Source organism: Methanobrevibacter filiformis (assembly GCF_001639265.1).
In the GTDB taxonomy this organism is placed as follows: Archaea; Methanobacteriota; Methanobacteria; order Methanobacteriales; family Methanobacteriaceae; genus Methanacia; species Methanacia filiformis.
Window position 1 is genome coordinate 1 of the sequence record NZ_LWMT01000275.1, and the last position, 12,625, is coordinate 12,625.

Genomic DNA, 12,625 nt, shown 5'->3' on the forward strand with positions numbered 1-12,625 from the left:
TCTAACAACTCTTCATTTTCATTATTCATAGAGTTAAGAAGAAAAAGAGTCTTAAAATGATTCACACTTTCTCCATCATCTAATGCACGAATCATTCTTTCCAAATCACAACACAAAAGCTCTTTATTAAAAGGACTATTAATATTAAAATTAAGACCTTCCTTCCACAAATCACTAAAATCCCCACGAACAACAGACCTCAAATAATCAAAATCAACACTAAACTTACCACTACTCTCCCAAACATTCAACTTCTTCAACACAAACCTAAAACACTTACGAATACTACTATTAAAACTCATAAAAAAATATATAAACAATCAAACATAAATAAAAATACCAAAGAAAAAAAATAATACATATAAAAAGAAAATTATTAAATACGAATCCTCAAATCAATTTATAAACATTTATGAACAACAATATATAGTTTAAAAGCCTGTGAGTTAAATACAAACTCCAGTATATAATCAGCACTTCGTAAAAAGGATTTTATGATGGAAAAAATTTTAGTTTTGAAAATCCTTGCCTAAGGAAAGCACGATGTAGGACTTAAACTTTCTAAAGCAAAAGAAGAAATTGATGATAGATTAAAGGAAATCATTGAACTCTCTGTATGTCAAAAATTAAATAATAATCATAACTAATTGTTATCTGAATTCTAGGGTGAGTCTCTTAAATCCAAAGTGCCAAAAATTAAATTGATAAGACATTAGCAAACAAAATACCACAAATTCTACTCTTAAAAAACAATATTTAAATACTTTGATTATTAAACATAATAAAAAGTTTATCATATAAAAGAATATTTTATATTTTTTTAAAAATTTTATTATATAAAGGAATATATTCTAATAAAAAATATTTTTATTTTATAAAAGAATATTTCATATTTTTTTAAATAATTTCTTATATAAAAGAATATTCCATATTAAATTATTTAGTTAATTTTTTATAAAAAAATGATTTAAGAGATAAAATGATAAAAAGAGGATTATATATTAATAAAATAAAACCTTACATGAATAAAGATATTATTAAGGTTTTAACTGGAATTAGACGTTGTGGTAAATCTACCATACTTAAACAACTAGTTGAAGAATTAAAAAATGAAGGAGTAAATGAAGAAGATATTGTTTTAATAAATTTTGAGCTAAAAGAATATATTCACATTAAAAATATAGATCAATTAGCGAATTTAATATCAAATCTTCTAAAAAAGAATAAAAACATAAAATACTTACTTTTTGATGAAATTCAGGATGTTGAAGGCTGGGAAAGGCTCATTAATGCTTATTTTGCCGAAAAAAGATTTGATATTTATATCACTGGGTCTAATGCAAAACTTCTATCAGGAGAATTGGCTACTTATCTATCAGGGAGATATGTTGAAATAAAGGTTTATCCCTTTTCATTTAGAGAATTTTTAGACTATAGAAAAAAAAATAATAAAATAAATTATGGAAAAAAAGAAGAAAATACATATTTAAATCCCAAAATTAAAAAACTTTTCTTTGATTATCTTATCTATGGATCTATGCCATCTACTTTAAATTTTAGTGGAGATGAAAAGATACAAGTATATTTAGACCTCTATAATTCAATAATACTTAAAGATATAGTTAAAAGAAACGAAATAAGAGATATAGAGTTATTAAATAGAATTTTTAGATTTGTAATTGGAAATGTTGGACAACTTTTCTCAGCAAATAGCATAATAAAATATTTAAAAAAAGACAAAATAGCTATTGGAACAACAACTATTTATAACTATTTAACTTATATGGAAGATGCTGGTTTAATTAAAAAAGTAAAAAGAGAAGATTTAATAGGTAAAAGAATTTTAAATTACATAGAAAAATTCTACTTAGTTGATTTAGGTTTTAGACAATCCTTGTATGGGAAAAATAAAAAAGATATTGGTCAATCACTTGAAAACATTGTATTTAATGAGTTAGTTAGAAGAGGATATAAAATAACAATTGGGAAATTTAAAGAAAAGGAAGTGGATTTTGTATGTAAAAAAGGGGATAAAATCGTTTATATTCAAGTTGCTTATATTTTAACTGATGAAAACACAATAAAAAGAGAATTTGAACCATTGTCAAAAATTAATGATAATTATCCAAAATATGTATTAACAATGGATGATTTTAACATGTCTCAAAATGGAATTAATCATGTAAATATAATAAATTTTTTGTTAAATGATGAAATTTAGTTTTATTTAAGATTATTTTAAAAAAGGGTGACTAACCTTATTTTAAATCAAAAAATATTCATAATATCATATAGGATAATTTTTTCCATATCAAAAGGATTTATGTTTTATAAAAGAAAAAATTTGTATTTTTAGTGAAATTTCTTGTATAAAAGAAATTATTTATATTATTTAAAAAAGTTTTTCTTATATGAAAAAATTATTATTTTCAGTAAAATTTTTTCCTATAAGAAAAATAGCTATTAGAAGACTCTTACTAATCTTATATTAAAAAAATGGGCATTTAAAATATAAAATTTTTAGTTAGTAACCTTTTAATAAAATTCAATATTAAAATAAATTTTTAAATCAGATAAATATTGATAAGGATATAATAAAATTTGAATGATATTTTATAATCAAATATGATTAAATAAGGATAGAAAATCAACAGCTAAAATTTAAATCTACTTTGTTTTAAAAGATTAAAATTAATGATCAAATTTTGAAAAATTAAACTAATAAAATCAAATATAATGTTGAAATTACATTAAAAAATAGTTTAATTAAGTTAATATTAAACATATTTCATTAAAAATAGAAAACACTGCGAAAAAATGGATAATTATAATTTAAAATTAATAATATTTGATTAATTGATTAATAATACAAAAGATATATATATCTTAATAATGTAATAAAATATCATTATAAATCATTATGAATTATTTAATACATGATTCATAATTTATATAGTATTTTTAGATTATTAATATTTAAGTGTAATTTTTGAAATAAATAAGGATATTAAACATTATACTTAGATAAGATGCTATGTTTAATTTATTAATTATTTAGAATATTAAAATTACTTAGAATGCTATTTTAATATTAGTAAAAGCATTTCGTATTTGAATTGCTTATTTTTTTGAAATAGCTTGATCAAACTTTTATTGTGAGGGAAATTCAGAAAAATATCTGATTTCTCGTTTTTAAAAGTTTGCTCCATATTTTGTAAACAATCCTTTAGCTATTACAATATCATTTAGCTATTAAATAATAATACTAATAATTGTATAAACTTGTATTAACCTTTGATTGTATAGACAATTAAATTAAAGATTAATTTATATTAATCTGATTAATTCATTATAAATAAAAATGGTGATAATTTGACACCTAACTCAATTAGGCCTAAAGATTTAGAAGATAATTTCTGGAAAAATAGGGGCATTGATATTAATATTGGAGATATAGTTGAAAATACCAGTTCTCCAACTGATAATGAAAAAATAGAAATGGGACCTACTCCTAAACCATCAGTTACTGATTTAAGATCATGGGATATGAAATTACTTAAAAGATATCCTCCATTTTATGCTCCATTTTGTGATATGTGTTGCTTATGTACTTTTGGAAAGTGTGATTTGACTGGTAAAAAAGGTGCATGTGGAATAGATATTGAAGCTCAACAGGGGAGATTTGCATTACTTACTTGTTGTATTGGGGCTGCAGCACATTCAGCTCATTCAAGACATTTACTTGAATATTTAATTCATAAAGTGGGACCAGATTTCCCTATTGACTTTGGAAACAATATTGATATTGAAGCACCAATTATTAGGACAGTTATTGGTAAAATTCCAAAGACATTAGGAGATTTAAGAGAAGCAATGTCATACATGGAAGAAGAAAACTTACATCTCTTATCTGCATGCCATACAGGACAAGAAGGAAACCACCTTGATTTTGAATCAAAAGCACTTCATGCAGGATTAATGGATCATGTAGGGATGGAAATAGGAGATGTTTCTCAAATAAATGCACTTAACCTTCCAAAAGGTGATGCAGATGTACCACTTGCAGAACTTGGAATTGGTGTAGTGGATCGAGAAAAACCTGTGGTTTTATGTATTGGGCATAATGTAGCTCCTGGAGCAGGAATAATTGATTATGTAGAAGATAATGAACTTGAAGATCAAATTGAAATATGTGGGATATGCTGTACTTCAATTGATATGACAAGATACAGTAATCGTGCTAAAGTAATAGGACCAATTTCAAAACAACTGAAATTCCTTAGAAGTGGAGTTGCAGATGTTGTAGTTGTCGATGAACAATGTATTCGATCAGATGTTCTTGAAGAAGCAAATAAAACAGGTGCTGCTCTAATAGCTACTACTGATAAAATGTGCTTAGGATTAGAAGATAGGACTGATGATACTGTTGATAATATTATGGGAGATATACTTTCAGATAGAATCAAAGGAGCATTGGTACTTGATCCAGAAAAAGTAGGGGAATTAGCAGTTAAACTTTCACAAGAAATATCAACTAAAAGACAAAAACACAAAATATTACCAACTGACAGAGAACTTCAAGAGGAAGCAAGTAAATGTACAAATTGTGGTTGGTGTGTTAGAGTTTGTCCAAATAATCTACCAATAATGGATGCTGTCTCATCTGCAGGAGAAGGAGACTTCCAGAAAGCAGAAGAATTATATGATCATGATACTTGTTATACTTGTGGTAGATGTGAAGGAGAATGCCCCGAAAACATTAAAATAATGTCACTTATGGCAAAAGTCGGACAAAACAATCTTGATAAACAAAAATTTAAAATCCGTGTCGGAAGAGGACCAATACAAGATGTTGAAGTTAGAAGGGTTGGAGCACCAATTGTACTTGGAGATATTCCTGGAGTAATAGCTTTTGTTGGATGTACAAATTATCCTAATGGGTCTGATGAAGTAGCTAAAATGGCTGAAGAGTTCTTAGAGCGAAATTATATTGTTGTAACCAGTGGATGTGGAGCAATGTCCATTGGAGAATACAAGGATAAAGATGGGAAATCACTTTATGAAAAATACAGTGGAGATTTTGATGCCAGAGGACTTGTAAACTTAGGATCATGTGTATCTAACTCACATATTCCAGGTGTAGCTATTAAAATAGCTAATATTTTTGCTAAAAAACAACTTGAAGGAAACTTTGAAGTAATAGCTGATTATATTCTTAATCGTGTAGGTGCTTGTGGAATGGCATGGGGACCTTACTCACAAAAAGCAGCAGCTATTGCATCTGGAGTTAATCGTTGGGGAATACCAGTAGTTTTAGGACCCCATGGATCTAAATACAGACGATTATATCTTGGAGCAACTGAAGATAAAGAAAGATGGAAATTAAATGATATGAGAACTGGAAAAGTTATTGACGGGGAACCTGCTCCAGAACATCTTCTTTATGCTGCTGAAAATAGAGAAGAAGCTACAGTAGCTTTAGCTAAGTTATGTATCAGACCAACTGACACTAATAAAGGAAGACAAATCAAACTTAGCCACTATATTGACATGAGGAAAAAATATTTTGGAGAAATTCCGCAAGATATTTATAAATTTATTAGAACTGAAAAAGACATTCCAATAACTTATAAAAAAGAAGTTCTTGAAATATTAGAAAATAATAAGTGGGAACCTCGAGAAATTCCAATGGAACCCTCTATTCTTGATTTTCCAAAAAATAAGGTAGGTGATTAAGATGAATGAACGTTTAATCCCATGGCAACCAACAGCAATCGCTGGACCTAAACAACCTCTACTTGTTACTCCAGAAACTGCAAAACACATGATTAAAAAATCAAAAAGACCATTATTCGTTGTTGGTCCTTATGCTAAAAACGAACCCCTACTTGATTTTGTATCTAAAATTGCAGAAAAATGGAACCTACCAATTGTAACAACTGCAGACACTTATAAAACTTTTAGTGATGTGGAAATAGACTCAACTCCCTATGGGATAGTTGAAATTGTTAACTTACTTAAAGACCCTCAGTGGCAAGGAGTAAATGGAGAAGGTCAACATGATCTTGTAATATTCGTTGGAGTTATTTATTATATAGCTTCCCAAGGACTTTCCACATTAAAACACTTTGCACCTCATCTTAAAACCTTAACAATATGCAAATATTTCCATTTTAATGCTGATGCATCATTCCCAAATATGAATGATAAAGAATGGCACAACTATTTAGATAAACTTTAGGCACTGATTTCGCAAAATCGGAGATTTCGCAAAATCTCATAATGGTCAATTAAGTTTCAAACAATGCTAAATTAATATTTAAACTATTAATCGAAGTTATTATGTTAAATCATTTAGTATTGTTGTATATTTCATGAATTTTATTATCATATATTATTAAATCATAAAGAATTATTAATATTTAATTTATTTAAGAGGAGATTTTATGTTTGAAGATATTCCTGTTGAAGTAAGTCCAATGTACGAAGGTGAAAGGATTCGTGCAGCTAATATGTTTGTTGAATTAGCAGGACCAAAGTCTATTGGAGCAGAACTAGTTCAAGTTGATGATTCACTCACAGAGGAAAAATTTGAAGTAATCGGATCAGAATTATCTGATATGAATCAAGGAGACATCATACCTTTTGGTCTTAAAATAGCTATTAAAGGTGAAAAATTAGAACAAGAACTAGAAGGAGTAATTGAAAGAAGAACTCATGATCTTTGTAATTATGTCCAAGGATTTATGCATTTAAACCAAAGAGATCAAATTTGGTGTCGTGTAAGCACAGAGGCTAAAGATGCTGGATTTAAATTAGTTCATCTTGCAAAAGCTGTTGGAACTTTATTTAAAGAAGAATTCCCTATAATTGAAACAATAGCTGTTACAATACTTACTAAAAAAGAGGAAGTTGAAGAATTTGTAGAAGGTGCTAAAAGCACATATTCTATAAGAGATGCAAGATCAAGAGAACTATCTGATGAAGATGTAGATGTTTTCTATGGTTGCTTAATGTGCCAATCATTTGCACCATCACACATGTGTGTTGTAACACCAGATAGAACTGCATTATGTGGAGCTATTAACTGGTTTGATTGCAGAGCTTCTGCTAAAATGGATCCAGATGGAGCTATTTTTGAAATTGAAAAGGGTGAAGTGATTGATGAGGAAAAAGGAGAATATATTAATGTTAACAACATGATTTCTCAAAAAACACAAGGAGAAACTGAAAGAGTCTTTCTCCACAGTGTATTTGAATATCCTCACACTTCCTGTGGTTGTTTTGAGGCAGTTGCATTTTACATTCCAGAACTTGATGGAATTGGAATAGTGGACAGAGATTTCAATGGAGAAACTCCTCTTGGAATACCTTTCTCCTCAATGGCAGGACAATGTTCAGGAGGAAAACAAGTTGAAGGATTCACAGGCTTGAGCTTAGAATACATGAGGTCTCCTAAATTCTTACAAGCAGACGGAGCATATAATAGAGTTGTATGGTTACCTCAAAACATCAAAGAATCACTAAAAGAATACATTCCTAAAGACCTCTATGATAAAATCCCAACTGATGCAGATGCAACAAAAGTAAAAGAAATTAAAACCTACTTAAATGATCATAATCACCCAATACTTGAAAGAATAGCTAATCAAAACCAAACTGATGAAGAAGATGAAGAAGATTCCGTATCTACAACATCACAAGAAGACACAACTCCAGAATATGCACCAGTCATGACCTCTCCAGAAATTTCAGTTCCTGCAAGTGGTGGAGTTAGAATAGTCTTTAAAAATGCTAAAATATATGCTGAAAAGGTTATTATTAAGAAGAAAAAATAATATTAAAATTAATAAGAAATGTATTATTAACTATGCTCTTAAGTTAAAAAATAATATTAAAATTAATAAGAAATGTATTATTAAATATGCTCTTAATTTAAAAAATAATATTAAACTAACTTTGATTAATAAAATATTATTTAAAATAACTTTTAATTTAAAAAATAATATTAAATTAACTTTGATTAATAAAATATTATTTAAAATAACTTTTAATTTAAAAAATAATAATTTGATAGTGATATAGTGATAATTGCAGTAAGTGGAAAAGGTGGAACTGGAAAAACTTTAGTTTCATCATTGTTAGTTAAAGTATTATCTAAAACAAATAAGGATATTCTAATCATTGATGCAGATCCTGATTCAAATATTCCAGATACTTTAGGGATTAATGTTGAAAAATCAGTTGGAGATGTTAGAGAAAATCTTAAAAAAGATATTAATACTGGAAACATAAGTGTTGGAACTAATAAATGGGATATTTTAGACTACAACATCATGACATCAATCGTTGAAACTAAAGAATTTGATTTACTTGTAATGGGCAGACCTGAAGGTAGTGGATGTTACTGTGCAGTTAACAATATGCTTAGAAAAATCATAGAAAACATTTCCTCTAATTATGATGTCATTATAATAGATACTGAAGCAGGACTTGAACATTTAAGCAGACGAACTACACAGAATGTTGATACTATGTTAGTAGTTTCAGACCCATCAGCAAGAGGAATACTTACTGCTTCACGAATTGGAAAGTTAGCTGAAGAGTTGGAAATCAATTTTGATAACCTTTATTTAATCTTAAACAGGATTAAAGAAGGAGAAGAAGATAATATAACTCAAAAAGCAGCTAAAACTGGATTGGATGTCATTGGATTAATACATGAAAATGAAATTGTATCTGAATATGATTTTGAAGGTAAACCTTTAATTGATCTTCCAAATGACAGTGAACCAGTACAAACCATTGAAAATATTGTTAAAAAATTATTAGAATAGTTATTAGAATAGTTATTAGAATAATTATTAAAATAGTTATTAAAATAGCTATTAGTATAATTTTAGAATAATTGCTAGAATAACTATTAAAATAGCTATTAAAATAACTATTAAAAATTCATTAAAAACATAAATAATTATTATTTACATTATTATAACGATTTTGAAAAGAATCACCTTAGGATTTTCAAAATCAAATCTAAAAGAGGATGTGGTGATATGGATAAAATAAGTCAGCTTCTTAAGCTAATGGAAAATACAGACTCTATAGAAATTAACGAGTTTAGGATGGATTTTGAAGAGTTGGAATTGCATTTAGCTCCAGCTATTCAACAAACTATTCAACAAACGATAGCTAAACAAGAAATAATTGAAAAAACTCTTTTAAGTGCAGGAGAATTTAATCCACCTATTAAAGAGTATCCTGGAAAAATTGCACAAGTCCAGCTTGGAGATGGGACAAGAAAACCTGTTTATCTTGGAGGACAAGAATCATTATATAGATTTGAGCAGCCTCAACCGAATCAACCAATTGTAACTTTTGATGTGTTTGATATACCTATGCCTGGTTTGCCTAGACCTATACGGGAACATTTTGAAGATGTAATGGAATCTCCTGGAGAATGGGCTAAAAAGGCTGTGAAAGATTATGGTGCAAATATGGTTACAATGCATTTAATTGGAACTGGTCCTAAAGTTATGGACAAATCACCAAGAGAAGGGGCACAAGCTGTTGAAGAAGTACTTCAAGCAGTTAAAGTACCATTGGTTATTGGAGCATCTGGAGATCCTGTAAAAGATCCTTTAGTTCTTGAAGCTGCTGCTGAAGCTGCTGAAGGAGAAAGATGTTTGCTTGCATCAGCAAACATGGATTTAGATTATAAGAAAGTGGCAAAAGCAGCATTAGACTATGGTCATGCTGTACTTTCATGGTCAATTATTGATGTAAACATGCAAAAATCATTAAACAAATATTTAATGAATGAAGGACTAAAGCAAACTGATATAGTTATGGATCCAACAACATGTGCTCTTGGTTACGGTATCGAATTCTCTATTGATGTTATTACAAGAACAAGGCTTGGAGGACTTAAAGGAGATCCTGATTTACAAATGCCAATGTCATCTGGTACTACCAATGCATGGGGATCAAGGGAAGCTTGGATGAAAAATGAAGCATGGGGACCAACTGATTACAGAGGACCATTGTGGGAGATTATGACTGGTTTAACCTTAATGTTAAATGGAGTTGACATATTTATGATGCTTCATCCAACTTCTGTGAAAATACTTAGAGAAATTGGTGAAACTTTCACAAAAGAGTACTTAACAACAGATTTACCTCAAATTGATAATTGGATTAGTGAATTATAATTAAATAGGAGGGAAAAGAATGAAAGTTACTGCTATGGATGTTTATAAATTATTACCTCAAACAAATTGTGAGGAATGTGGAGAAGCTTCATGTATGGCTTTTGCAACAAAGCTTTCAGATAAAGAAATAGCTTTAGAAAAATGCAGTGAATTAGATGAAAAGCAATTTGCTAAACTTGAAAAATTAATTGCTCCAGCTGTTCGAGAAATAGCTATTGGTACTGGAAATAAAGTTAAAACAATTGGTGGAGATGAGGTACTTTATAGATATGAAGAATCTTACTATAACCAGACATTATTTGCTATAGATGTGCCTGATACTTTATCTGATGAGGATTTCGATAATAAGGTGAATATTATTGAAAACACTGAATTTGAAAGAACTGGAGAAATATTAACCTTAGATGGAATAGCTCTTAGAAATAAATCTGGAAATGCAACTAAATTTGCAAAAGCAGCTAAAAAACTTAAAAATGCAAAATATCCTGTTATTTTATGTTCATTTGATCCAATAGCTATGGATGCAGCACTTAAAGAAATTGGTGATGAAAGACCATTAATTTATGCTGCAAATGAAAATAATTTAAATGAGATGGCAGATCTTGCAATTAAATATGATTGTCCAATTACAGCATTTGCTCCAGGAGACCTTGAAAAACTTAAAGAACTTGTTTTTAATTTAAGATCACTGGGTATTAAAGATATTGTCTTAGATCCAGGTACATTTACAGGAAATGGAATTGGGGATACAATAGATAATTTTGTAATGTGTAAACGTCTTGCTATTGAAGAAAATGATGAAGATTTCCGTTTCCCGATTATTGGAATTCCTGCATTATCTAAATTAGATAACACTGATGAGGATATTTCGAAAGATATTATGGAAGCAACTTACGCATCAATACTTATAAATAAATATGCAGATGCTTTAATAATTGAAGGTAGTGAAATATGGGAAATGATTCCTATTTTAACACTTAGACAAGGAATTTACACAGACCCAAGAAAACCACAAGCAGTAGATCCTGGCTATTATCCAATAGGGGATGTAGATGAAAATTCACCAGTTATACTCACTACAAACTTCGCTCTAACTTTTTATACAGTAGAAGGAGATTTAAAATCAGCTAAATCATCATGCTATATATTAGTATTAGACACTGTTGGAAAAGCAGTCGATGTAGCTATTGCAGGAGGTCAATTTGATGGTAAAGCAGTAGCAGATCTATTAAAAGACCATAAAATCGAAGATACTATAAAAACAAGAAAAATGGTAATACCAGGACTTGCTGCATCAGTTAGTGGAGAAATTGAAGACGAAACTGGATGGGATGTCCTTGTCGGACCAAGAGATTCCTCTGCAGCAGCTGACTTTATTATAGAAAAATTTTAAAAAAGTTTTAAATAAAATTAAGATAATTTAGTAAATAAATTCAATATTTAATAATATATTATTTATTTAATTATTACTTATTTACTTATATTATTATTTAAATATTATTTAGCTATTTAAGTATTATTTAGCTATTCTTTATTTAACTAATTATCTATTAATGGGTGTTAATAATGAAGACATTAATGGTTACAGACCCTGAAATGTGCACAGAATGTGAAGCATGCATAAATGCCTGTAAAAAAGAGTATGGGGTAGCGAGAGCTAGAAAAACTTCAACAATACCAGTTTTCTGTATGCAGTGTCATCCAGACAAAGCTCCATGTAGTAGAATCTGCCCTACAGGAGCTATTGAAAACATTGATGGTACATTAAAAGTGAATGAAGATAACTGTATACTATGTAAACTCTGTTTAATAGCTTGTCCAATTGGAATAATAGCTATTGACTATGATAAAGGCTCTGCTGAAAAATGTACCTTATGTTTAGAGTCTGATAAGCTAATTCCAGCATGTGTTGAGGCATGTAAAGACAATGTATTAAATATTTTCTCAATTGAAGATCTTCAAGAGTTAAAAGACGATGAGAATATTACTCAAGAATTAGAAGAAGCTATTAAAACATTTAAAACAAAATCTTAGCTATTTTCTTATATTTATACAAATATCATACTTATTTTCTATTTTTATTATTTAGGACAAGGAACAATTATCTCTCTATTAATTTATATATTTTCATTAATTGTCATCAATGATAAATGACAAAATATTTATAAAATAATTACAAATATCTTTGAAATATTATTGTCATCAATGATAAATGACAAAATATTATATAAATCTATATAAATCTAAGATTTTAATTTGAATATAAATGCACTGTAAATTTAGTTGGCACAGCTGTTAAGTTAAGGATTTAATCGATTCTATAGAATTGCCTTAAATTAAACATTGCTTCTTTATTTTTTTCTTATTTCAGAAACTTCTTCTACAATTGGTTCTATTTTTTCTTGGTGGGGTTT

General features: G+C 28.6%; 9 protein-coding genes. 8 read left to right on the forward strand and 1 reads right to left on the reverse strand.

Features of this window, described 5'->3' with window-relative positions; all coding sequences use genetic code 11:
- Window positions 1-302 (reverse strand): hypothetical protein (locus MBFIL_RS09025; RefSeq protein ID WP_157078744.1); only part of this gene is annotated, 302 nt, incomplete at its 3' end.
- 677 nt (window positions 303-979) lie between these two features.
- On the opposite strand from MBFIL_RS09025, the gene MBFIL_RS09030 reads away from it, so the two are divergent.
- From MBFIL_RS09030 to MBFIL_RS09070, 8 genes are all read left to right on the forward strand, one after another.
- Complete coding sequence (locus tag MBFIL_RS09030) at window positions 980-2,221, forward strand: ATP-binding protein (protein ID WP_066973744.1); 1,242 nt, start codon at window positions 980-982, stop codon at window positions 2,219-2,221.
- 1,151 nt (window positions 2,222-3,372) lie between these two features.
- Window positions 3,373-5,736, forward strand: coding sequence for a CO dehydrogenase/acetyl-CoA synthase complex subunit alpha (gene cdhA / locus MBFIL_RS09035; protein WP_066973746.1), 2,364 nt, complete (start codon window positions 3,373-3,375; stop codon window positions 5,734-5,736).
- A 1-nt stretch (window position 5,737) separates the two neighbouring features.
- Entirely contained in the window at window positions 5,738-6,241 is a 504-nt protein-coding gene (gene cdhB / locus MBFIL_RS09040; protein WP_066973748.1) for a CO dehydrogenase/acetyl-CoA synthase complex subunit epsilon, read from the forward strand.
- A gap of 205 nt (window positions 6,242-6,446) precedes the next feature.
- Window positions 6,447-7,838, forward strand: coding sequence for a CO dehydrogenase/CO-methylating acetyl-CoA synthase complex subunit beta (gene cdhC, locus MBFIL_RS09045; RefSeq protein ID WP_066973749.1), 1,392 nt, complete (start codon window positions 6,447-6,449; stop codon window positions 7,836-7,838).
- 246 nt (window positions 7,839-8,084) lie between these two features.
- Window positions 8,085-8,837, forward strand: a complete 753-nt coding sequence (locus tag MBFIL_RS09055) for an ATP-binding protein (protein ID WP_066973754.1) — start codon at window positions 8,085-8,087, stop codon at window positions 8,835-8,837.
- A gap of 219 nt (window positions 8,838-9,056) precedes the next feature.
- On the forward strand, window positions 9,057-10,211 hold the full coding sequence (gene cdhD / locus MBFIL_RS09060) for a CO dehydrogenase/acetyl-CoA synthase subunit delta (RefSeq protein WP_066973756.1): 1,155 nt from the start codon (window positions 9,057-9,059) through the stop codon (window positions 10,209-10,211).
- 19 nt (window positions 10,212-10,230) lie between these two features.
- Window positions 10,231-11,604: an acetyl-CoA decarbonylase/synthase complex subunit gamma gene (gene acsC / locus MBFIL_RS09065; protein WP_066973758.1), complete on the forward strand. Its 1,374-nt coding sequence runs from the start codon at window positions 10,231-10,233 to the stop codon at window positions 11,602-11,604.
- 173 nt (window positions 11,605-11,777) lie between these two features.
- Window positions 11,778-12,245: a 4Fe-4S dicluster domain-containing protein gene (locus tag MBFIL_RS09070; protein WP_066973760.1), complete on the forward strand. Its 468-nt coding sequence runs from the start codon at window positions 11,778-11,780 to the stop codon at window positions 12,243-12,245.
- Window positions 12,246-12,625 lie beyond the last annotated feature (380 nt).